This window comes from Heterorhizobium halophytocola (assembly GCF_017873095.1).
Classification (GTDB): Bacteria; Pseudomonadota; Alphaproteobacteria; order Rhizobiales; family Rhizobiaceae; genus Allorhizobium; species Allorhizobium halophytocola.
Genome location: NZ_JAGGJU010000009.1, coordinates 154,359 through 175,294, shown reverse-complemented (window position 1 = coordinate 175,294; position 20,936 = coordinate 154,359). Strand labels below are relative to the sequence as shown.

The window sequence follows — 20,936 nt, the reverse complement described above, 5'->3', positions numbered from 1 at the left end:
GAAGTGATCATTGATCGGGAAAAGGGCGTGTTTGCGCAACGCGTCTAATCCCTCCGCCGGTCTTAACCGGATCAGGTTCCGCGGGTTGGCGTCAGACGCCTCTCAGCCGGCCGTTCGATCAACAAACGTCGGGCACCCCGTTAGAGCAGGGATTGACATAGCGCGGGCGGGATGCGCGTGCAAGATGGGGGCATGGCCGCAATGCGGCAGGTAAGAAGGACGAGAGGGCCTCAGCCCTCCAGTTCCTCGCGCAGCATTTCCAGCTCCAGCCATTCCTCTTCCATCCGCGTCACGTCGGCACGCAGCTTTTCCGTCTCGGCGGCAAGCCTGTTGAAGGTCGCGGGATCCTTGGTGAAAAGCTTCGGATCGGCCATCTTCGCCTCCCGGGCGGCGATCTCGCCTTGCGCCTTTTCCATCTCCTTGGGCAGGTTTTCGAGCGCGAATTTCTGCTTGAAGGAAAGCTTGGCCTTGCCCTTCTGGCCGCCGCCGGCATGGCCGGACGGACCGCCGGCCTTCGCCTTTTCGGCCTTTTCCGCCTTCTTGCGCTCGTCCTCGGCGCCCTTGCGCTGCGCCATCATGTCGGAATAGCCGCCGGCATATTCGATCCAGCGCCCGTCGGGTGCCTCCGGATTGGCCGGCGCAATGGTCGACGACACCGTGCGGTCGAGAAAGTCACGGTCATGGGAGACGAGAATGACGGTGCCGGAAAAGCCGGCAACGATTTCCTGCAATAGGTCGAGCGTTTCGATGTCGAGATCGTTGGTCGGCTCGTCGAGGATCAGAAGGTTGGACGGCTTGGCCATGATCCGCGCCAGCATCAGCCGGGCCCGCTCGCCGCCCGAGAGGTTCTTGATCGGGGTGCGCGCCTGCTCCGGCTGGAACAGGAAGTCCTTCATGTAGCCGGTCACATGCTTCTGCTCGCCGTTGACCAGCAGGTTCTCGCCGCGCCCGTCGGTCAGATAATGAGCAAGCGTGTCGGAAAGGTTGAGGTCCTCGCGCTTCTGGTCGAGGGTGGCGATTTCCAGATTGGTGCCGAGCTTCACCGTGCCGCTGTCCGGCTCGAGCTGGCCGGTCAGCATCTTCAAGAGCGTCGTCTTGCCGGCGCCGTTCGGGCCGACAAAGCCGATGCAGTCGCCGCGATGCACGCGCAGCGAAAACGGCGCGACGATCGTGCGCTCGCCGTAAGCCTTGGTGATCGCCTCCGCCTCGATCACCAGCTTGCCGCTGTCGCGGCCCTCGGTGATCGAGGCCTGGATCGTGCCCTGCGGCCCCTTGTGACCGCGATAGTCGGACCGCAACTGCTGCAGATTGCCGAGCCGGCGCATGTTGCGCTTGCGTCTCGCCGTCACGCCGTAGCGCAGCCAGTGCTCCTCGCGCTCGATCTGCTTTCCGAGCTTGTGCTGCTCGATCTCTTCCTCTTCCAGCACCTTGTCGCGCCATTCCTCGAACTGGCCGAAGCCCCGGTCGAGCCGGCGCGACAGGCCGCGGTCGAGCCAGACGGTGGCATTGGAAACCTTTTCCAGGAAGCGCCGGTCATGCGAGATCAGCACCAGCGCGCTGCGCGACGCGGCAAGCTCGCCTTCCAGCCATTCGATCGTCGGCAGGTCGAGATGGTTGGTCGGCTCGTCGAGCAGCAGGATGTCGGGTTCGGGCGCCAGCACCCGCGCCAGCGCCGCACGCCGCGCCTCGCCGCCCGACAGCCGCGCCGGGTCTTCCTCGCCGGTCAGTCCCAGATGCTCCAGCAGATAGGTGACCCGATAGGCGTCGTCACCGGGTCCGAGACCGGATTCGGCATAGGCCTGCACGGTCGCATAGCCGGCGAAGTCCGGCGCCTGTTCGAGATAGCGGATGGTCGACGACGGATGGCGGAACACCTCGCCCGACTGCGCCTCGACCATGCCGGCGGCGATCTTCATCAGCGTCGACTTGCCCGAGCCGTTGCGGCCGACAAGGCAGATCCGGTCGCCCGCTTCGATCTGCAGATTGGCGCCGTCGAGCAGCGGCGTGCCGCCGAAGGAAAGCTTGATGTCGTCGAGTTTCAGAATGGGAGGCGCCAAGGCTTCAGGCTCCGGTCAGGTCATGGGGGCGGGCAAGGACGATCGCCTCGCCGCTGCCGAGTGAAAAGGTGACGGGCCCTTCGGCCACGTTGGATATGGTGCGCGACGAGCCGAACGGCAGCGTGAAATCCGACAAGGGATAGCGCGCATCGGCAATCGTCAGGCCGGTGAGCGCAGTGAGGCCGATCACCGAAAACAGCGCGCCCTGCGGCAGGTCGACCGCGAGCGGCATGCCCGGTAACAGCGGATAGGCCTCCTCGGCACCGGAACTCAATGTAATGTCGAGCCCGGCCTTGGAAAGGGCGACCATCGCAATCAGGTGCATCAGCGCATGGTCGGAGCGCTCGCCGCCGAGCGCGCCCGCCAGAATAATCCGGCTCGCACCGCGCTCGCGCGCCGCATCCACGGCGATCTCGCCGTCGGTGGCGTTCTTGCGCGCCGGATAGGGCATGCGGGGAATATCGGGATAGTCCGCGACCGGCAGGTCGTCGGAACTGTCGAAATCGCCGACCCAGAGTTCCGGCCGGATGCCCAGCGCCGCCGCATGGCGCATGCCGCCATCGGCCGCGATCGCACGGGTGCCGGCGACCTGCGCTTTCAGGCGGTCGGTCGGCTCAAGCGTACCACCGAGCAATATGGTGAAGGTGTTTGCGGGCATGGATGTGCCCATAGCGCAAATTCGGCCAAATGCAAAAGCCCAAGCGCGCGCAGGCAGCGTCGATCCGCCCGAATCCGCTTTGACGATAGCTGCGGGCGCCTCAGCGGGCCGGCCAGACGAAAGCGCTGTGGCAGCAGAAGCCGCCCCAGCGCCTGTCTGTCATCCGATGGGCGTGCCTGCGGCTCAGCGCTTCTTCGTCGCCGACGCTTCCGCGCCCTTCATCTGGGTGGTGAAGCTGGACACCGGCGCCGTCGACGGCTTTTCCTTGTCCTTCTTCGGCTTGCGCACTTCCTTGTTCGAACGCTGCTGACCCTTAGCCATGCTGTTTCTCCTTGCTGTCTGCCGCCGGCTTGCGCTGAGGCGCCTTGGCCGGGCTGGTTTGAATGTCGTCTTCGCCAACGCAGCGTTCGAAGGTCTCGCCCTCGAAGCGCACGCGATATTGCCGCATGCCGCCGGTCTCCGGCAGCGTCGCCATGATCTTGCACTCCCCGGACATGCGCGCCACGGGCAGGCCGTTATTCTTCAGCGTGATCATCTGGCCGGTCTTGAACTTGTGTCCGCTCATCGTCGTCTCCCGCGCCCGCAGGCGTCGTCGGTTTGCCGCACCGTGGCGCCCGCACCGGAACGGTTTCCGGCTTGCGCGCATCGGCAGCGACAGGAATTGCGTGTTGAAAGGCGTCACCCATGGCCGGCCGGTGCCGTCCCATCCGCCGCCATGCGCCCCGTGCCTGCAGCAGAAGACCCGCAGCAAAAGGCGCCCATCGTCGCGGACCAGTCGCCTTTAGAGGCCCTATGAGCGGGCATCCCTCGGCGCGAAAGTCCTTGCGTGGAGTCGAATTTGAAGACGCTACCGTGTGGCCTCGAGCGCTCCTCCTGCTCTCGGGGGGAGGACGCGTGCTCGCTTCGCGCATGGTGACGCCGAAGTGCAGCCATATTGCCAGATTTGTCCCCGCTTACAAAGCGTTATCTGGCGTCGGCCCCGCCAATCTTGCGGCCGCGCGCTTGCACCGGCCCGCCCTCGCCACTAGGTTTTCGGGCAGCACACGCCAGAGAGATATGCCCCATGCAGTTTGCCGGAACAGCCGACTATATCGCCGACAAGGACCTGATGATCGCGGTCAATGCCGCGATCGCGCTGGAGCGGCCGCTGCTGGTCAAGGGCGAGCCCGGAACCGGCAAGACCGAACTTGCCCGGCAGGTGGCGAGCGCCCTCGGTCTCGAGATGATCGAGTGGAACATCAAGTCGACCACGAGGGCGCAGCAGGGCCTCTACGAATATGATGCGGTGTCGCGGCTGCGCGACAGTCAGCTCGGCGATCCCCGGGTCAACGACGTGAAGAATTATATCCGCCGCGGCAAGCTCTGGCAGGCCTTCGAGGCCGGCCGTAAGGTCGTGCTGCTGATCGACGAGATCGACAAGGCCGATATCGAGTTTCCGAACGATCTGCTGCAGGAACTCGACCGGATGGAATTCCACGTCTACGAGACCGGCGAGACCGTCCGCGCCGAGATCCGCCCGATCGTCATCATCACCTCCAACAACGAGAAGGAGCTGCCGGACGCCTTCCTGCGCCGCTGCTTCTTTCACTATATCCGCTTTCCCGATGCCGACACGCTGGCGAAGATCGTCGACGTCCATTATCCCGGCATTAAGCGACAGCTGGTGGCAAGCGCCCTTGCCCGCTTTTACGAGATCCGCGAGACGCCGGGTCTCAAGAAACGTCCCTCGACCTCCGAGGCGCTCGACTGGATCCGCCTTCTGGTCGCCGACGACGTCGACCCCGCCGATCTCAGGACCGACCCGAAAAACGCCCTGCCGAAGCTGCACGGCGCGCTGTTGAAGAACGAGCAGGACGTCCACCTGTTCGAACGTCTGGCCTTCATGGCCAGACGCGAACGGTGAGGCCTCGGCATGAACATGGGCGATGCCCTGCCCTTTTTAATTGATTCTCAATCCCCCCGGGCGTATTGAAGTCTTCGTGGTGATTTGGCCGGCCGGCTTGCAGCCACGTTAAAGAAGTTGCTAAAGGGCCGAGGCAAGTTCGAAGACTTTCCCGGGACCGGCAGCGCTTTTGACACAAAAGCCGCCGGTATTTTTGTCTGTGCGGTCCAGCATCGCACGCCCGATGAAAGTCGAGATACCCATGCCGATCAAGATTCCCGATACCCTGCCTGCCTTCGAGACCCTTTTGAAAGAGGGCGTGCGGGTGATGACCGAGACGATGGCGATCCGTCAGGATATCCGCCCGTTGCAGATCGGGATCCTCAATCTGATGCCGAACAAGATCAAGACCGAGGTGCAGTTCGCCCGGCTGATCGGCGCCTCGCCGCTGCAGGTGGAGTTCACCCTGGTGCGCGTCGGCGGCCACAAGGCGAAGAACACGCCGGAAGAGCACCTCCTATCCTTCTACCACACCTGGGAAGAGGTTCAGGACCGCAAGTTCGACGGCTTCATCATCACCGGCGCCCCGGTCGAGACCCTGCCCTTCGAGGAGGTCACCTACTGGGACGAATTGAAGCAGATCCTCGACTGGACCGAGACCCATGCCCATTCGACGCTGAACATCTGCTGGGGCGCGATGGCGGCGATCTATCACTTCCATGGCGTGCCCAAGCACACGCTGACGGAAAAGGCCTTCGGCATCTACCGCCACCGCAACCTGAAGCCCTCCTCGGTCTATCTGAACGGCTTTTCCGACGATTTCCAGGTGCCGGTCTCGCGCTGGACCGAGGTGCGCCGCGCCGAGATCGACAAGGTGCCGGACCTCTCCGTCCTGATGGAATCGCCAGAAATGGGCGTCTGCCTGGTCGAGGAAACCCGCGGCAACCGGCTCTACATGTTCAACCATATCGAATATGATTCGACCTCGCTGGCGGACGAATATTTCCGCGACGTCGATGCCGGCATCCCGATCAAAATGCCGCACGACTATTTCCCGCACAACGATCCGTCGATCGCCCCGCCCAACCGCTGGCGCAGCCACGCGCATCTGCTGCTCAACAACTGGATCAACGAGATCTACCAGACGACGCCCTTCGACCCGCAAGAGATCGGCATCAAGAGCTGAGGCGACGACGACAGGGCCGCCGGCCATGCCCGGCCCCTGTCGCATCCGCCCCGTCGGGTCTTTCGGGAAGGCGCCCGAGCCCTTATATCTCCTGTCGATCGCCGCCCACCCGAAGGATCGACCGTCCCGATGTTCATTCCGTTTTTTCTGAAGCTGAAGGAAGCACGCGTGCCGGTCACCCTGCGCGAATTCCTCGGCCTTCTGGAGGGCATGCAGGCCGGGCTCACGGATTTCGACGTCGAGGCCTTCTACTTCCTCGCCCGCACCACGCTGGTCAAGGACGAGCGGCATATCGATCGTTTCGACCGCGTCTTCGCCGAAGTGTTTTCCGGGCTGCAGGCGGTCTCCGGCGAGGAAGGGATGCAGGCGGCGGAGATCCCCGAGGACTGGCTGCGCAAGCTTGCCGAGAAGCACCTCTCGGACGAGGACAAGACGCTGATCGAAAGCCTCGGCGGCTTCGAGAAGCTGATGGAAACGCTGAAAGAACGGTTTGCCGAACAGAAGGGCCGGCATCAGGGCGGCTCGAAATGGATCGGCACCGCCGGCACCTCCCCCTTCGGCGCCTATGGCTATAATCCGGAAGGCGTGCGCATCGGCCAGGACGAGAGCCGCCACCGCCGCGCGGTCAAGGTCTGGGATCGGCGCGAATTCCGCAATCTCGACGACAGCGTCGAGCTCGGCACCCGCAACATCAAGGTCGCGCTGAAGCGGCTCCGCCGCTTCGTCCGCGAAGGGGCTGCCGACGAGTTCGACCTCGATGGCACGGTGCGCGCTACCGCCGAGCATGGCTATCTCGACGTCAAGACCAGGCCCGAGCGGCGCAATGCGGTCAAGCTCCTGATGTTCTTCGACATCGGCGGCTCGATGGACGATCACGTGAAGGGTGTCGAGGAACTGTTCTCCGCCGCCCGCGCCGAATTCCGGCATATGGACTATTTCTATTTCCACAACTGCGTCTACGAGCGCGTCTGGACCGATGCCCGCAGGCGTCCTGTCGACACGGTTTCAACCGAAGACGTGATCCGCACCTTCGGACCGGATTACCGCGTCATCCTCGTCGGCGATGCCTCGATGAGCCCCTACGAGATTAGCCATCCCGGCGGCTCCGTCGAGCACTGGAACGCGGAAGCCGGCGCCCAGTGGATCAACCGCCTGACCACGCATTTTTCCAGAACCCTCTGGCTCAATCCGGCGCCTCAGAATTACTGGGGCTATACGCAATCGATCCACATGCTACAGCAGCTGATGGGCGGGCGGATGTTTCCGCTGACGCTCGGCGGACTGGAAGAGGCGGCGCGCCTGCTGTCGCGCTGAGACCGCAATCACCATTCGGGAGGAGTAACCCCATGGCATCCAGCCAGATCGAAACCTTCGGCACCCTGCCCTCCGGCGAAACCGTGAGCCGGGTAAGGATATCCGGTGGCGGCCTGACCGCCCATGTCCTTACCTACGGCGCCGTCATCCAGGATCTGCGGTTGGAGGGCCACACGCCGTCTCTCGTGCTCGGCTTCGACAGGCTGCAAGACTATCTCGCCCATTCGCCCTATTTCGGCGCCACGCCCGGCCGCTGCGCCAACCGGATCGATGGCGGCCGCTTTACCCTCGACGGCACGGCCTACCAGCTGGCGCTCAACGAAAAGGGCATCGGCCACCTGCATGGCGGCAGCGACGGCACGGGCGTGCGCAACTGGCAGATCACCGATCACGCCCCGGACCGCGTCACGCTTTCAATCACCGATCCCGACGGCCGCGCCGGCTATCCCGGCAATGCCCGGATAACGGCCGCCTACACCCTGCTGCCCGGCGGCGTGCTGTCGGTGGTCTATGAGACCGTCACCGACCGGCCGACACTCGCCAATGTCTGCCAGCACAGCTATTTCAACCTCGACGGTGCCGACGACATCAACGGCCACATCCTGCAGCTTGCGGCCGAGCACTATCTGCCCGTCGACGACCGGCTGATCCCGACCGGCGAGATCCGTGCCGTTGCCGGAACCGCTTTCGACTTCCGCAGCCCCGCTCCCATGGGCCGCAGTGAAGACGGCAAGGCCGTGGTCTTCGACCATAATTTCTGCCTCTCGCCGGACCGTGTCGAAAAGCGCAGCGTCGGCCGCATCACCAGTCCCGTCTCGCATGTCGCGCTGGAGATCGCCACGACCGAGCCCGGCGTGCAGTTCTATGCCGGCGGCTATGTGAACGTGCCTGTCGAGGGTCACGACGGCCGGCGATACGGCGCCAATGCCGGCTTCTGCATGGAGACCCAGGTCTGGCCGGACGCGATCAACCACGCGAGCTTTCCAAGCGCCGTGCTGCGTCCCGGCGACGTCCTGCGCCAGGAAACCGACTATATCTTCACCAGGGGCTGACGGCGGAACGCGCCTAGGACTGCTTCATCTTCAGCGTCACTGACGCATGGCCGAGCCAAGCGTAACGGGCGCATGGCCGAGCCGCTCGGAAAGCTCGCTCGCCTTCTCGATCAGCCGGTCCAGATAGTCGCGGTGATGGCGAAGCCCGTCCTCGCGTGGGGCGATCAGGCAGAGCGTCGCGGTGCAGATCCCGTCCTCGCCATAGACGGGCACGGCGAAGCAGTGTGTGTAGTTTTCCACTTGGCTGTTGAAGGTGAAATAGCCGTCATCGGTTGCCTTGCGCACCTGCGCGATGAACTCGCCCGGGTCCAGCTGCCGCCCGTTCGGCAGGACGAAATCGCCCTCGGGGATGAAGTCGAGGATCTCCGCGTCGCTCAGATGCGAGACCAGCAGGCGGCCCGATGCCGTCCACGGGATCGGCACCAGCTCGCCGACGGAGGCCGAGATGCGGAACGGACGCGAGCCCTCGCGCATCATTGCCACCGTATACTTGTTGCCTTCCAGCAGGCACATCTGCGCCGTCTCGCGGGTCTCCTCGGCCAGTTGCACGAGGAGGAGATCGCTTTCGCGCATCAGGTCGAAATGTTCGGAATAGGCGCGCCCGAGGAAATAGAGCTTGCGGCCGAGAAACACCCGGCCGTCGCCGCCGGAATATTCCAGCATGCCGTGGCGCATCAACAGGTTGACCAGTTCGTAGACCGACGAGCGCGGCGCGCCCATGGCAATGGCGATCTCGTTCGGCCGGATCGGCTGGCGGTGCGCGCGCAGGAATTCGAGGATTTCGAAGGCACGGTCGAGGCCACGGGCTCTTTTCGATCCGGTCTCTTCCATCAGGGGCCTCTCCTCTCATCGCCGCGGCACGCCCGCCGCCGGCCAAACCTTACTGCGCGACGCGGTCCTGACGGAACGCGATGCAATCCACTTCCACCTTGCAATCGACCATCATGCTCGACTGGACGCAAGCACGGGCCGGCGGATACTCGCCGAAATATTCGGCATAGACACCGTTGAAACTCCAGAAATCCCGGGGATCATCGAGCCAGACGCCGATGCGGACGATATCCTTCACCTCATAACCGGCTTCTTCAACGATGGCGAGCATGTTCTGGATGGCCTTGTGGCTCTGCGCGACAATGCCGCTGCCGACGATTTCGCCGTTCTCCATCGGCACCTGGCCCGAGACATAGAGCCAGCCATTGGCCTCGGTTGCCCGGGCAAACGGCAGGGGCTGTCCGCCGGCGCCTTTCGAGCCGGTTCCATAGCGCTTGATGCTCATCCGTTATTCCTTCTTCTGCTGAAAATATCTGTGGTGGGGTAAATTGCGGGTGGTCAGTCCGTCTGGACGAAGTGGCCGGGGGCATGCTCCCGGTATTCGCGCTTCGGCGGCACATAGTCGAGGGCTCGGATCGGGCTCTTGATTTCGTCGGTCAGGCTGGCCGGCAGGCTGCCGCGCCGCGTCGGATCGGGCTGCGGGACGGCTGCAAGCAGGCGCTTGGTATAGTCGTGCTGCGGATCGGAAAACACCTGGGAGCGCGGCCCGATCTCGACGATCTCGCCAAGATACATTACCGCGACGCGGTGGCTGATCCGCTCGACCACCGCCATGTCGTGGGAGATGAACAGGAAGGACAGCTTCATGCTTTGCTGCAGGTCGAGCATCAGGTTGGCGACCTGCGCCTTCACCGAGACGTCGAGTGCCGACACCGCCTCGTCGGCGACGATCACCGAGGGATTGAGGGCCAGCGCGCGGGCAATCGAGATGCGCTGCCGCTGGCCGCCGGAAAACTCGTGCGGGAAGCGGTCGGCCATGTCGGCGCTCAGCCCCACCTTGTCCAGCAGGTCCGCCACCCGCTCGCGCGCCTCACCCCGGCTCATCAGCCTGTGGGCAAGGATCGGTTCGGCAATCGCCTTGCCGATCTTGATGCGCGGATTGAGCGAGGCGAAGGGATCCTGGAAGATCATCTGCGTCACCCGCCGGCTGGCGCGTTCCTCGGCACCGGTGAGGCCATGAATGTCGCGTCCGCCGATGGTGATCACGCCGCTGCTCGGCTTGGTCAGCCCCATGATCGCCCGGCCGGTGGTCGACTTGCCGCAACCGGATTCGCCCACGATTGCCAGCGTCTCGCCGGATTTGAGGTCGAAGGACACATCCTCCACCGCGTGCACGCGCCCGCCGGAACGCCCCATGCCGGCCGGCACCTCGAAACGCACCGACAGTCGGTCGACCTTGAGCACGGTCTTGTCGCTGTCGACGGTCGCCGCCACCTCGTCTGCCGGGGCGGCAATGCCGGTCTCCGCATCAACCGTCGGAAAGCGCTTCGGCTGCGCCGCATCCAGCATCGAGCCGAGCCGCGGGATCGAAGCCAGCAGCGAACGGGTATAGGCATGGCTCGGTTGAGCGAAGATATCGGTTGTCTGACCCGTCTCGAGCACATCGCCGCGATAGAGCACCACGGTGCGGTCGGCGACTTCCGCCACCACGCCCATGTCATGGGTGATGAACAGCACGCCCATATTCTCTTCGGCCTGCAATTCGCGGATCAGGTGCAGGATCTGCGCCTGAATGGTCACGTCGAGCGCGGTCGTCGGCTCATCGGCGATCAGCAGTTTCGGCCGGCAGGCAAGCGCCATGGCGATCATCACCCGCTGGCGCATGCCGCCCGACAGGCGGTGCGGGTAGTCCTTCATCCGGCTTTTGGCGGAGGGAATGCGTACCCGCTCCAGCAGCCTGAGCGCCTCCGCGTCGGCCTCTGCCCGGCTCATGTCCCGGTGCAGCAGCAGCGCTTCGGTCAGCTGGTCGGCAACGGTGAACACCGGGTTGAGGCTGGTCATCGGTTCCTGGAAGATCATCCCGATCCGGTCGCCTCTGACGGCGCGCATCTCCCGGTCCGACAGGGTCAGCAGGTCGCGGCCCTCGAACAGGATGCGGCCGTCCTGGCGCGCGGTCCCCTTCGGCAGAAGGCCCATGACGGAAAGCGCGGTCACGCTCTTGCCGGAGCCGGATTCGCCGACGATCGCCACCGTCTCGCCTTCGCTGACCGAAAGCGAGATATCGCGCAGCACCGAGCGCCAGCCTTCCGGCGTGCGAAAGGAGGTGTTCAGGCGGTCGATCTGCAGCATGGGATTGTTCTCGGTCGTCATCGGTCAGACCTCCTTTGCCAGACGCGGATCGACGAGATCGCGCAGGCCATCGCCGAGCAGCTGCAGCGACAGCACCGCAAAGACGATCGCAAGGCCCGGGAAATACATCAGCCAGGGCGAGGCGTTCATGTATTCGCGGCCCATCGACAGCATCGTGCCCCAGGTCGGGCTGTCGGCGCTGACCCCGACGCCGAGGAAGGAGAGGCTCGCTTCGGCGAGCATGGCGGAGGCAAAGGTAAAGCTCGACTGCACCAGGATCGGCGAGGCCAGGTTGAGCAGCACATGGCGGCCGAGGATCTGCCAGGTCGGCAGGCCCATGGTTTTGGCCGCCTCGATATAGGGCAGTTCGCGCAAGAGCAGCGTCGAGCCGCGCACCACGCGGGCCAGCCGCGGCGCATAGGTAATCCCGAGCGCGATCACCACATTGGTGAGCGATGGCCCAAGCGCTGCCACCAGCGCGATCGCCAGCAGGATATCGGGAAACGACATCATCGCATCGAGCAGCCTGGACAGCGGTGCGTCGAGCCGGCGAAAATAGCCGGCGAACAGGCCGAGCAGGACGCCGAGCACGGTGGAGAAGATCACCACGCCGCCGCTCACCATCAGCGAGATGCGGCTGGCGAAGATGGTGCGCGAGAAGACGTCGCGGCCGAATTCGTCGGTGCCGAAGACATGCTCCAGCGACGGCGCCTGCAGCCGGTGCGGGATGGCCATCTTCGAGGGCGAATAGGGCGCGATCAGCGGCGCGAAGATCGCCGCCAGCACGAAGATCGCCAGGATCACGGCGCCGAGCGCGGTGGACCGGTTGCTAAAGAAGCGTCTGGTGGTTTTCAGCATGTCGGTTCCCCTTCAAAGCCGGACGCGGGGATCAACGACGATGTAGAGCATGTCGATGATGAAATTGATCAGCACGTAGATCGCGGCGACGACGAGCAGCGTGCCCTGGATGACCGGATAGTCGCGGCGCAGCACGGCCGAGACGATCAGATTGCCGATGCCGGGCAGGCCGAACACGGTTTCGGTGACCACGGTGCCGGAGACCAGAAGCGCGATGGTGACGCCGATCACGGTGATGATCGGGATCAGCGCGTTGCGGAAGGCATGCTTGAGGATCACGCGGCGTTCCGGCGCGCCCTTGGCCCGGGCGGTACGGATATAGTCGTCGCCGAGCACGTCGAGCATGGCGGCGCGGGTAAAGCGGGTGATCAGCGCCGAATTGACGATGCCGAGCGCAAAGGCCGGCAGCACCAGATGGCCGATGCGATCGAGAAACGAGGTATCCGGGCCGCCATAGCCCGAGACCGGGAACCAGCCGAGCTTGACCGCGAAGGTCTGGATCAGGATCAGCCCGAGCCAGAAGCTCGGCACGCTGGCTGCCACCATGGTCGAGATCACCACCACCTGGTCGAACAGCGTGCCGCGCTTGAAGGCGGAAATGATGCCCACCGGCAGCGCGATCACGGTGGCGATGAGGATCGAGAACACGGTGAGGAAAAAGGTCGGCTCGGCCCGCTGGGCAAGGGCTGCCGTCACCGGCATGTGCAGGAAGATCGACTGTCCCAGATCGCCGCGCATGGCGCCGAGGATGAAGTCGACATATTGCTGCCAGAGCGGGGCGTCGAGGCCCAGCCTGGCGCGCAGGTCCGCGATATCCTTGGCGGTGGCATCAGCCCCCGCCATGACCGCCGCGGGATCGCCGGGCGTGACACGCACGATCACGAAGACGACCGTGGCCAACACAAAGAGCACGATGATGATGCCGATGAGCCGGCTGGTCAGCGCCCGGACGATCTGAGGCATGGACTAGATCCTTACTTCTTCGCTTCGACGTTCCAGAAGGACGGCCAGTAATAGGGGTTGTAGCCCTTTACCGCCTTCGACACGCCGGTGAGCGCGTTGAAGTTGCCGACCTTGAACAGCGGCGCGTCGTCGTAGAAAGCGGCCTGCATCTTGGCCCAGGCGGCAACCTTCTCGTCCTGGCCGACGGCTGCCAGATAGGCGTCGATGGTCTTCTTCTTCTCGTCCGAGGTGTACCAGCCCGGATAGTTGTCGTTGACCGGGTTCAGCATGGTCGGATCGCCGGGGAAGTTGGCATGGGTGAAGAAGATGTCCCAGGACGTCGGATCGGCGCGGCGGGTCGTCAGCGTCGCCCAGTCGACCACCTGCATGTCCACCTTGAAGCCGGCGGCTTCGAGATAGGCCTTGGCGACTTCGGCCGCCTTGTAGTGGAACTCGTACTGGCGCGAGACCATCAGGCGGATCGGCTTGCCGTCATAGCCGGCCTTCTTCATCAGGTCGGCGGCCGTTTCCGGATCGCCTTCGCCGTAGCGGGCAACGCCGTCCTCGGTGTGCCAGACGGACCCTTCCGGATAGAAGGCGCCGTCGACCGAGTAGAACTTCTCGTCGCCGAAGGCGGCTGCCATCATGTCGGAGGGGTTGAGCGCCGCCTGCACGGCATTGCGCAGGTCCTTGTTGGCCATGATGCCTTCCTTCATGTTCATGAAGAAGCACATCCAGCCGCTGTTTTTCAGGATCACCGGCTCGGCCTTGTCGCTCGAGGCCAGGCGGTCATAGGCGCTGACCGGCAGCGAATCGGCAAAGTCGTACTGGCCGGCGAGCAGGCCCTCGACGCGGGTATTGGCATCCGGTACGGGCACGAAACGCAGTTCGTCGGCCAGCGCCTCGCGCTTGCCGGCATACATGCTGGTCTCGCCTTCGGGCGACGTGTAGCCGTCATAGCGCACGAGCTGGATATACTGGTCCGGCTTGTGGTCCTTCAGCATGTAGGGGCCGGTGCCGATGAACTTGGTCAGCGTGTCGGTGGCATCTGCCTTGGGCATGATCACCGCCGCCTGCGAGATGACCGCGATGAACGGCGCATAGCGCGACTTCAGCGTGACGACGACGGCATTGTCGCCATCGGCCTTGATGCTGTCGACGACTTCGGCAACCTGCTTGCCCTTGGAATTGATCTTCATGAACCGGTCGAGCGAGGCGACGACGTCTGCCGGCGTCATGTCGGAGCCGTCCTGAAACTTGACGCCCTTGCGCAGGGGGATCGTGTAGGTCAGGCCGTCCTCGGAAATCTTCGGCATGTCGGCGGCCAGCAAGGGCTTCGGCTCCCAGTGCGCGTCGAACGTATAGAGCGTCTCGAAGATATGCTGGGTGATCATGATCACGATATCGGTCGGCGTCTGCATCTGATCGAGCGTCGGCGGCTCGCCGATGGTGGCGATCGTCAGCACGCCCCCCTTGGCACCGTCGGCATGCGCAAGAGGCGCCGTGCCGAGCGTCAGCGCGGCGAATGCCAGCGCGAAAATGGACTTGAGTTTCATTCCGTTACTCCTCTGGATCTGGGCCTCTAGCGGCGCAGGAAGGTCGTTCTCGTCGCCCGGTTTTACCCCGGGTTCTGGCGGATCGGGCAAAGGCCGTTCAAACCCCGAAAGGACTGGCTGACCTTAAATCCAATATAACGGACATAATCACAATATATCGGACACACTATTCACACCGATGCGCCGCCCCTTGTCAAGAAGCTTTCACATTTCGGCCGTGATGTTGCCGGCACGCGGGCTGCGACAAGCCACCATCCGGCATGGACCGCGCGCTTGGCGAACCGGGCCTGCGACCTGTACAGTCTCCGAAGTGCCGGGACGCAGGGAACAACCTGATGCCCGGGCGCTTTGGTCAATCTGCGAGCAGTCACGAGGAGGTTGTCATGCGAGATGATGTGCTGATTGTCGGTGCCGGTCCGACCGGACTGACGCTTGCGCTCTGGCTGACCCGGCAGGGCACGAAGGTGCGCATCGTCGACCGCGCGACCGGCCCCGGCACCACCTCGCGCGCGCTCGCCGTCCAGGCCCGCACGCTCGAGCTCTACCGGCAGCTCGGCATTACCGACAAGGTCATCGCCGAGGGCTCGGTCAACAAGGCCATCACCGTCTGGGCGCGCGGCGAGCAGCGCGGCAAGGTGACCTTTGCCAATGCGGGCGAGACGCTCACCCCCTATCCCTTCGTTCTCGTCTACCCGCAGGACGCCCATGAGAAGCTGCTGGTCGCAGCGCTGGAGGCCGAAGGCGTGCAGGTCGAGTGGGAAACCGAATGCCTGCGCTACGAGGACAAGGGCGACCATGTCGTGGCGCACCTGAAGACCGGTGCGGGAGCCGGAGACGGGCCGGGCGAAACGACCTGCGAGGCGCGCTTTCTCGCCGCATGCGACGGCGCCGGCTCCACCATCCGCCATCAGCTGGCAATTCCCTTTGCCGGCGGCACCTATGAGCAGATCTTCTATGTCGCCGATGTCGAGGCAAGCGGGCCGGCCATGGATGGCGGCGTCAACCTGGAGATCGAGGCCGGCGATTTCGTCCTGCTGCTCTCCTACGGTTCGCCCGGCCGCGCCCGGCTTGCCGGCGCGATCAAGCCCGAGCACAAGGACCGCACCGACGCGCTGACATTCGAAGACGTTCGCGACAGGGCGATCGAGGCGCTGAAGCTGAAGGTCGAGAAGGTAAACTGGTTTTCGACCTATCACGTGCATCACCGGGTGGCGGCGAAATACCGTGTCGGGCGGGCCTTCCTGCTCGGCGACGCCGCCCATGTGCACAGTCCTGCCGGCGGCCAGGGGATGAATACCGGCATCGGCGACGCGGCCAATCTCGCCTGGAAGCTTTCCGCCGTGCTGAACGGCCATGCGCCGGACGGCCTGCTTGACAGCTATGAGCCCGAGCGGGCGGCCTTCGCCCACAAGCTGGTGGAAACCACCGACCGGATGTTCACCATGGCGACGTCCAAGGGCGGCATCGCCACCTTCTTCCGCAGCCATGTGCTGCCGGGGCTTGCGACGGCGCTCACCGGCATCGCACCGGTCCGCCACTTCATCTTCCGCACCGTCTCGCAGATCGACATCGATTACCGCGACAGTGCGCTGAGCCAGGGCAAGGCAGGCAAGGTCGCAGGCGGCGACCGCCTGCCATGGCTGCCGATCGGCGACACCGACAATCACGCCTCCCTGTCTTCAGGCGGCTGGCAGGTGCATGTCTATGGCGAGGCATCGCCCGAATTGAGGGAATGGTGCGAGGAAAACGGCGTCGCCTGCCATGTCTTCGACTGGCGCGAGGCCTGCGGCAAGATGGGCCTTGCGCGCGACGCGCTCTATCTCATCCGTCCGGACAGCTATGTGGCGCTGGCCGAGGAGAAGGCGGATTGCGAAACGCTCGCGGCCTATTTCCGCGACCGGCAGATCGATCCTGCACGGCCATCGCAAGGTGAAACCCAGACATAGACAAACGAGGCGCAACCCGTGCACCGTGCCATCTACAGACATGCTTTGAAGAGAAAATGGAGCGGGTGAAGCGATTCGAACGCTCGACCCCAACCTTGGCAAGGTTGTGCTCTACCCCTGAGCTACACCCGCTCATATCCGCGATCCGGGGGTAGTCGGTGGATCGTGGGTCGTCCGTGTTGCGGCGACGGGCGCTATATGGCCCAATCGATTTTCAAATGCAACAGGGAAATGAACGTCGGCGCGAGAAATTTTCGAGCCGCCGGCGGGCCTCCCTTTCGGGACCGAGCGAAAGCCCGGCTTTCGGGGCTTTGCGCCGCGCAATGGCGCACACGCGATTGCATTGGCCGGCCGGCGCTCCTATCAATCCGGGCAAGGACCAGACATGGCGCGGATTGACAGGAGCGCCGTTTTCGCCGCCAGCCTGCCGCCAAAGAGGATTTTCATGACCGACAGCCCCACCCGCGAAATCGCCCCGCCGAAAACCGCCGAAGAGCTCTTCGGCTTTCTCGACGCGCTCGGCATCGCCCACAAGACCAAGACCCATCCGCCGGTCTTCACCGTCGCCGAATCGGTCTCGCTGCGCGACGAGATCCCGGGCGGCCACACGAAGAACCTGTTCCTCAAGGACAAGAAGGACAATTTCTTCCTGCTGACCGTCGAGGAACATGCGGTCGTCGACCTGAAGACCATCCATAGCATTATCGGTGCTGCAAGCCGCGTCTCCTTCGGCAAGCCGGAAAAGCTGATGGAATATCTGGGCGTCGTGCCGGGTTCGGTGACGGCCCTTGCCGCGATCAACGACACCGGCCACAAGGTTACCATCATTCTCGACGAGGCGCTGATGCAGGAGGAGATCATCAACTGCCATCCACTCTCCAACGATGCCACGACATCGATTGCCCGTGACGATCTGATCCGCTTCATCGAGGCAACCGGGCACACACCGCTTGTCTTGAAAGTCTCGGCCTGACATACGATCTTAGGAGAAAATTTCGAACAAGAGGCGGAAGCCGCGCGGGAGACGAGAATGAGTGATACCAGCAATCCCTATGGCAGTTTCGGCAGCCAGATGACGGCAACGGCGCAATATGGCGCAGCGCCGTCGGGGACGGTCGGCGGTGGCGCCCAGTCTCTGGTCTCGGACACGACGACAGCCGGCTTTTCCAAGGACGTGCTGGACGAATCGCGCAAGCAGCCGGTGCTGGTCGATTTCTGGGCCCCCTGGTGCGGCCCGTGCAAGCAGCTGACGCCGGTGATCGAAAAGGTGGTCAACGAGGCCGCCGGCCGGGTCAAGCTGGTCAAGCTCAATATCGATGACCACCCCTCCATTCCCGGCCAGCTCGGCATCCAGTCGATCCCCGCCGTCATCGCCTTTGTCGATGGCCGTCCGGTCGACGGCTTCATGGGCGCCGTACCGGAAAGCCAGGTGCGCGAATTCATCGACAAGCTGGCGGGCGCCGACGGCGATGCCGAGGCGCAGGCCGCCGAGATCGAGGCCGTGCTCGCCCAGGCAGCCGAGCTTCTCGCCCATGGCAGCCTGCAGGAAGCGGCCCAGCTCTACGGCGCCGTGCTCCAGGCCGACCAGACCAATGCGGCAGCCTATGCCGGCATGGCCGAATGCATGATCGCAGCCAACCAGCATGCCCGCGCCAGCGAGCTGATTGCCAACGCCCCGCCGGAGCTTGCGGGCGACGCGGCGCTGCAGTCGGTGGCCAAGAAGCTGGAGCTCTACGAGGAAGCCCGCAAGCTCGGCGATCCCGTGGCGCTCGAGCAGACGCTTGCGGAAAACCCCGACGACCACGAAGCGCGGATGAAGCTTGCCAAGATCCTGAATGTCCAAGGCAATCGCGGCGAGGCGGCGGATCATCTCCTGTCGATCATGAAGCGCGACCGTACCTTCGACGATGACGGCGCGCGCCGCCAGCTGCTCGAATTCTTCGAGGCCTGGGGTCCGAAAGATCCGGCAACGATCGCTGCACGGCGGCGTTTGTCGTCCATCCTGTTCTCGTAAAGGCAGGACCGCTCCGGTCGTTTTCGGCCGGAAGAGACTAGACGTGGAGGAAAGCGGACGGGGCCACCCGTCTGCGGGAACGGCATGCATGCAAGTGGGGAATGCGCGATACCTGAAAGCCGATGATGTGCCGAAGACCCTGCCGGTCTTCCCGCTGAGCGGAGCCCTGCTGTTGCCCGGCGGCCAGTTGCCGCTCAACATCTTCGAGCCGCGCTATCTGGCGATGTTCGACAAGGCGATCGCCTCGCACCGGCTGATCGGGCTGATCCAGCCCTCGCTCAGCGAAACGGATGGCGCATCCGCCCGCCCGGCCCTGTGCACCGTCGGCTGCATTGGCCGCATCACCGCCTTTTCCGAATCCGGCGACGGCCGCTATATCGTCTCTTTGACCGGCGTCTGCCGCTTCCGCGTGAGGGAGGAGACGACCGGCCACGAACCCTATCGCTCGTTCCAGGTCGTACCCTTCGTCTCCGACTTCTCCTGCCACGAGGAAGAAGAGACCGTCGATCGCCAGGCCCTGCTTGCCGCCTTCCGCACCTATCTGGACGCCAACAAGCTGGAAGCCGACTGGGAAAGCGTGGAACGCGCCAGCAATCTGACGCTGGTCAATTCGCTGTCGATGATGTCGCCCTTCGAACCGGCCGAGAAACAGGCGCTGCTGGAAGCGCCGGACCTCAAGACCCGCGCCGAAACACTGATCGCGATCACCGAGATCGTCGTCGCCCGGCATTTCGGCGACAACGACAACCTGCTGCAGTGACGGGTGGCGTGAGCATGACCCAGGAACTCGGCAAGGGTGGCGTCGACCCCAAGCTTCTCGAACTTCTGGTCTGCCCGCTGACCAAGGGCAGGCTGCGCCATGACCGGGAGGCGCGCGAACTGATTTCCGATACCGCAAGGCTCGCCTATCCGATCCGCGAGGGCATCCCGATCATGCTGGTTTCGGAAGCCCGCAGGATCGACGACTGACGTCCCGGCGTTGGCGGCGGACACCTCGGCCGAGCCTCCTGCCTGTCAGAGCGCCCGGCCGGCCAGCAGCTTGGGACTGTCGGCATTGGGCTTTCCGGCCGCCTGCGCGATGAAATAATCCTTCAGCTTCGGCACCCGGTCGACCAGTCCAAGGCCGATGTCGCGCACCAGCCGCACCGGGGCGATGTCGTTGGAAAACAGGCGGTTCAGCACGTCCGTCGTCACCCCCATGCGGAAAGTGTCGAAGCGGCGCCAGGTCTGGTAGCGCTCGAGAACCTCGACCGAGCCGATATCCAGTCCCAGCCGGTCGGCCTCGACCACCGTTTCGGCCAGAGCGGCGACGTCCTTGAAGCCCAGATTGAGCCCTTGGCCGGAAATCGGGTGAATGCCGTGCGCGGCATCGCCGCAAAGTGCTATCCGCGGGGCCACGAAGGCGCGGGCAAGCGTCAGGCCGAGCGGAAAGGCGCGGCGCGGGCCGACCACCTTCAGACTGCCGAGCTTGTGGCCGAAACGGCGCTCCAGCTCGTCCTCGAACACCAGATCGTCGGCTTCCACCAGCCGATCGGCGTCTTCGCTGCGCTCGGTCCAGACCAGTGACGCGCGGTTGTTCTTCAGCGGCAGGATGGCAAACGGCCCGCTCGGCAGGAAATGCTCTTCCGCCACCCCGTCATGCGGCAACTCGTGCTCGACGGTGGTCACGATGCCGGACTGGCCATAGCTCCAGTTGACGGTCTTGATGCCGGCCATGTCGCGCAGTGCCGACTTGACGCCGTCGCAGGCGATCACCAGCCGCGGCGCAAGCGTCGTTCCGTCCGACAGCGTCACCTCGGCCGAGACAGGGCCCGCCTTGAACGCGGTCGCCTTCACCCCGTTGCGGATCGTCACGCCAATCCGCTCGCAGGCCTTCAGAAGCGCCCCGACCATGACGGAATTCGGAATCATGTGAGCGAAGGGGCGGGCCTCACCGGCATCGGCATCGGCATCGCCGTCGCTCTTGCCGCCATCATTGCCGAAGGTCAGGAACACCGGGCGAACCGGATCGCCGGTCTTCGAATCGGTGACGATCATCTTGTTGATCGGCTGCGCCTCGGCCGAAATCTCGTCCCAGAGACCGAAGACGCTGAACATCTGGATCGCCGCCTCGATGATCGCCGAGGCGCGCGGGTCCTTCTGCCAGACATCGGCGGGCGCGGCCTCGACCACCTCGACGGCCATGTGCGGCGCCGCCTGCTTGACGGCCACGGCCATGGCCAGCCCCACATATCCGCCTCCGACGACCAGCATATCCATCTTTTCTAATTCCCTGTCACATCTGTCGTATTGCACGATATATAGAGCAGACCACCGTCACTTCCCACAAGTCACTTCCACCAAGGGGTCCC

The 20,936-nt window shown here is 64.2% G+C and carries 20 protein-coding genes, 1 tRNA gene and 2 riboswitches; of the genes, 9 read left to right on the top strand and 12 right to left on the bottom strand.

Going from position 1 to position 20,936, the window contains the following annotated elements; translation table 11 throughout:
- Positions 1-31 precede the first annotated feature (31 nt).
- A riboswitch (TPP riboswitch) is annotated at positions 32-150 on the bottom strand.
- Positions 151-230: 80 nt separating this feature from the next.
- The 4 genes from J2Z17_RS16845 to J2Z17_RS16830 form a co-directional block, all read right to left on the bottom strand.
- The gene (locus J2Z17_RS16845; protein WP_209946793.1) at positions 231-2,057 is read right to left on the bottom strand and encodes an ABC-F family ATP-binding cassette domain-containing protein; all 1,827 of its coding nucleotides are present in this window, start codon (positions 2,055-2,057) and stop codon (positions 231-233) included.
- A 4-nt stretch (positions 2,058-2,061) separates the two neighbouring features.
- Entirely contained in the window at positions 2,062-2,715 is a 654-nt protein-coding gene (locus tag J2Z17_RS16840; protein ID WP_209946792.1) for a thiamine diphosphokinase, read from the bottom strand.
- Positions 2,716-2,898: 183 nt separating this feature from the next.
- Positions 2,899-3,036: a hypothetical protein gene (locus J2Z17_RS16835; RefSeq protein WP_209946791.1), complete on the bottom strand. Its 138-nt coding sequence runs from the start codon at positions 3,034-3,036 to the stop codon at positions 2,899-2,901.
- The gene (locus J2Z17_RS16830; protein WP_209946790.1) at positions 3,029-3,280 is read right to left on the bottom strand and encodes a cold-shock protein; all 252 of its coding nucleotides are present in this window, start codon (positions 3,278-3,280) and stop codon (positions 3,029-3,031) included. The genes J2Z17_RS16835 and J2Z17_RS16830 overlap by 8 nt, the downstream gene beginning before the upstream one ends.
- Positions 3,281-3,778: 498 nt before the next feature.
- Here J2Z17_RS16830 and J2Z17_RS16825 point away from each other — a divergent pair, with 498 nt between their 5' ends.
- From J2Z17_RS16825 to J2Z17_RS16810, 4 genes are all read left to right on the top strand, one after another.
- Positions 3,779-4,618, top strand: a complete 840-nt coding sequence (locus tag J2Z17_RS16825) for an AAA family ATPase (protein WP_209946789.1) — start codon at positions 3,779-3,781, stop codon at positions 4,616-4,618.
- Between the two features lie 66 nt (positions 4,619-4,684).
- A riboswitch (SAM riboswitch) is annotated at positions 4,685-4,762 on the top strand.
- Between the two features lie 97 nt (positions 4,763-4,859).
- Positions 4,860-5,783 carry a homoserine O-acetyltransferase MetA gene (gene metA, locus J2Z17_RS16820; RefSeq protein WP_209946788.1) on the top strand — a complete coding sequence of 308 codons (924 nt, stop codon included), beginning with the start codon at positions 4,860-4,862 and terminating at the stop codon, positions 5,781-5,783.
- Positions 5,784-5,912: 129 nt separating this feature from the next.
- Positions 5,913-7,097 carry a vWA domain-containing protein gene (locus J2Z17_RS16815; RefSeq protein WP_209946787.1) on the top strand — a complete coding sequence of 395 codons (1,185 nt, stop codon included), beginning with the start codon at positions 5,913-5,915 and terminating at the stop codon, positions 7,095-7,097.
- 32 nt (positions 7,098-7,129) lie between these two features.
- A complete protein-coding gene (locus tag J2Z17_RS16810) occupies positions 7,130-8,149 on the top strand; it encodes an aldose epimerase family protein (protein WP_209946786.1) in 1,020 nt (339 codons plus the stop codon).
- Positions 8,150-8,185: 36 nt separating this feature from the next.
- Here the strand turns inward: J2Z17_RS16810 and J2Z17_RS16805 are convergent, their stop codons facing one another.
- Genes J2Z17_RS16805 through J2Z17_RS16780 form a run of 6 tightly spaced genes read right to left on the bottom strand, consistent with a single transcriptional unit; the run spans position 8,186 to position 14,625 of the window.
- The gene (locus tag J2Z17_RS16805; RefSeq protein ID WP_209946785.1) at positions 8,186-8,980 is read right to left on the bottom strand and encodes an IclR family transcriptional regulator; all 795 of its coding nucleotides are present in this window, start codon (positions 8,978-8,980) and stop codon (positions 8,186-8,188) included.
- Positions 8,981-9,029: 49 nt separating this feature from the next.
- Positions 9,030-9,425, bottom strand: coding sequence for a RidA family protein (locus J2Z17_RS16800; protein ID WP_209946784.1), 396 nt, complete (start codon positions 9,423-9,425; stop codon positions 9,030-9,032).
- 53 nt (positions 9,426-9,478) lie between these two features.
- Positions 9,479-11,290, bottom strand: a complete 1,812-nt coding sequence (locus J2Z17_RS16795) for an ABC transporter ATP-binding protein (RefSeq protein ID WP_245224171.1) — start codon at positions 11,288-11,290, stop codon at positions 9,479-9,481.
- Between the two features lie 3 nt (positions 11,291-11,293).
- Positions 11,294-12,127, bottom strand: a complete 834-nt coding sequence (locus tag J2Z17_RS16790; RefSeq protein WP_209946783.1) for an ABC transporter permease — start codon at positions 12,125-12,127, stop codon at positions 11,294-11,296.
- A 12-nt stretch (positions 12,128-12,139) separates the two neighbouring features.
- Positions 12,140-13,081 (bottom strand): ABC transporter permease, encoded by a 942-nt coding sequence (locus J2Z17_RS16785; protein ID WP_209946886.1) that lies wholly within the window; start codon positions 13,079-13,081, stop codon positions 12,140-12,142.
- Between the two features lie 20 nt (positions 13,082-13,101).
- On the bottom strand, positions 13,102-14,625 hold the full coding sequence (locus J2Z17_RS16780; protein ID WP_209946782.1) for an ABC transporter substrate-binding protein: 1,524 nt from the start codon (positions 14,623-14,625) through the stop codon (positions 13,102-13,104).
- Positions 14,626-15,008: 383 nt separating this feature from the next.
- Between J2Z17_RS16780 and J2Z17_RS16775 the strand changes: the two genes are divergently transcribed.
- A complete protein-coding gene (locus J2Z17_RS16775; protein WP_209946781.1) occupies positions 15,009-16,571 on the top strand; it encodes an FAD-dependent oxidoreductase in 1,563 nt (520 codons plus the stop codon).
- Between the two features lie 57 nt (positions 16,572-16,628).
- Here the strand turns inward: J2Z17_RS16775 and J2Z17_RS16770 are convergent.
- Positions 16,629-16,703 (bottom strand) — tRNA-Gly (locus J2Z17_RS16770).
- A 313-nt stretch (positions 16,704-17,016) separates the two neighbouring features.
- Between J2Z17_RS16770 and J2Z17_RS16765 the strand changes: the two genes are divergently transcribed.
- The 4 genes from J2Z17_RS16765 (at position 17,017) to J2Z17_RS16750 (ending at position 19,554) form a co-directional block, all read left to right on the top strand.
- Complete coding sequence (locus J2Z17_RS16765; protein WP_209946780.1) at positions 17,017-17,544, top strand: prolyl-tRNA synthetase associated domain-containing protein; 528 nt, start codon at positions 17,017-17,019, stop codon at positions 17,542-17,544.
- 57 nt (positions 17,545-17,601) lie between these two features.
- Complete coding sequence (trxA, locus tag J2Z17_RS16760) at positions 17,602-18,585, top strand: thioredoxin (RefSeq protein WP_209946779.1); 984 nt, start codon at positions 17,602-17,604, stop codon at positions 18,583-18,585.
- 88 nt (positions 18,586-18,673) lie between these two features.
- Complete coding sequence (locus tag J2Z17_RS16755; protein WP_209946778.1) at positions 18,674-19,345, top strand: LON peptidase substrate-binding domain-containing protein; 672 nt, start codon at positions 18,674-18,676, stop codon at positions 19,343-19,345.
- A gap of 14 nt (positions 19,346-19,359) precedes the next feature.
- On the top strand, positions 19,360-19,554 hold the full coding sequence (locus J2Z17_RS16750) for a Trm112 family protein (protein ID WP_209946885.1): 195 nt from the start codon (positions 19,360-19,362) through the stop codon (positions 19,552-19,554).
- Between the two features lie 45 nt (positions 19,555-19,599).
- Here J2Z17_RS16750 and J2Z17_RS16745 read toward each other — a convergent pair whose 3' ends face one another.
- Positions 19,600-20,880: a ubiquinone biosynthesis hydroxylase gene (locus J2Z17_RS16745; RefSeq protein ID WP_342454419.1), complete on the bottom strand. Its 1,281-nt coding sequence runs from the start codon at positions 20,878-20,880 to the stop codon at positions 19,600-19,602.
- Between the last annotated feature and the right edge of the window lie 56 nt (positions 20,881-20,936).

Coding starts and splice junctions, on each gene's coding strand:
- J2Z17_RS16800 (WP_209946784.1), bottom strand. CDS start 9,425: ATGAGCATCAAGCGCTATGGAACCGGCTCGAAAGGCGCCGGCGGACAG.
- J2Z17_RS16775 (WP_209946781.1), top strand. CDS start 15,009: ATGCGAGATGATGTGCTGATTGTCGGTGCCGGTCCGACCGGACTGACG.
- J2Z17_RS16810 (WP_209946786.1), top strand. CDS start 7,130: ATGGCATCCAGCCAGATCGAAACCTTCGGCACCCTGCCCTCCGGCGAA.
- trxA (WP_209946779.1), top strand. CDS start 17,602: ATGAGTGATACCAGCAATCCCTATGGCAGTTTCGGCAGCCAGATGACG.
- J2Z17_RS16840 (WP_209946792.1), bottom strand. CDS start 2,715: ATGCCCGCAAACACCTTCACCATATTGCTCGGTGGTACGCTTGAGCCG.
- metA (WP_209946788.1), top strand. CDS start 4,860: ATGCCGATCAAGATTCCCGATACCCTGCCTGCCTTCGAGACCCTTTTG.
- J2Z17_RS16825 (WP_209946789.1), top strand. CDS start 3,779: ATGCAGTTTGCCGGAACAGCCGACTATATCGCCGACAAGGACCTGATG.
- J2Z17_RS16835 (WP_209946791.1), bottom strand. CDS start 3,036: ATGGCTAAGGGTCAGCAGCGTTCGAACAAGGAAGTGCGCAAGCCGAAG.
- J2Z17_RS16750 (WP_209946885.1), top strand. CDS start 19,360: ATGACCCAGGAACTCGGCAAGGGTGGCGTCGACCCCAAGCTTCTCGAA.
- J2Z17_RS16790 (WP_209946783.1), bottom strand. CDS start 12,127: ATGCTGAAAACCACCAGACGCTTCTTTAGCAACCGGTCCACCGCGCTC.
- J2Z17_RS16780 (WP_209946782.1), bottom strand. CDS start 14,625: ATGAAACTCAAGTCCATTTTCGCGCTGGCATTCGCCGCGCTGACGCTC.
- J2Z17_RS16755 (WP_209946778.1), top strand. CDS start 18,674: ATGCAAGTGGGGAATGCGCGATACCTGAAAGCCGATGATGTGCCGAAG.
- J2Z17_RS16765 (WP_209946780.1), top strand. CDS start 17,017: ATGACCGACAGCCCCACCCGCGAAATCGCCCCGCCGAAAACCGCCGAA.
- J2Z17_RS16805 (WP_209946785.1), bottom strand. CDS start 8,980: ATGGAAGAGACCGGATCGAAAAGAGCCCGTGGCCTCGACCGTGCCTTC.
- J2Z17_RS16830 (WP_209946790.1), bottom strand. CDS start 3,280: ATGAGCGGACACAAGTTCAAGACCGGCCAGATGATCACGCTGAAGAAT.
- J2Z17_RS16815 (WP_209946787.1), top strand. CDS start 5,913: ATGTTCATTCCGTTTTTTCTGAAGCTGAAGGAAGCACGCGTGCCGGTC.
- J2Z17_RS16795 (WP_245224171.1), bottom strand. CDS start 11,290: ATGACGACCGAGAACAATCCCATGCTGCAGATCGACCGCCTGAACACC.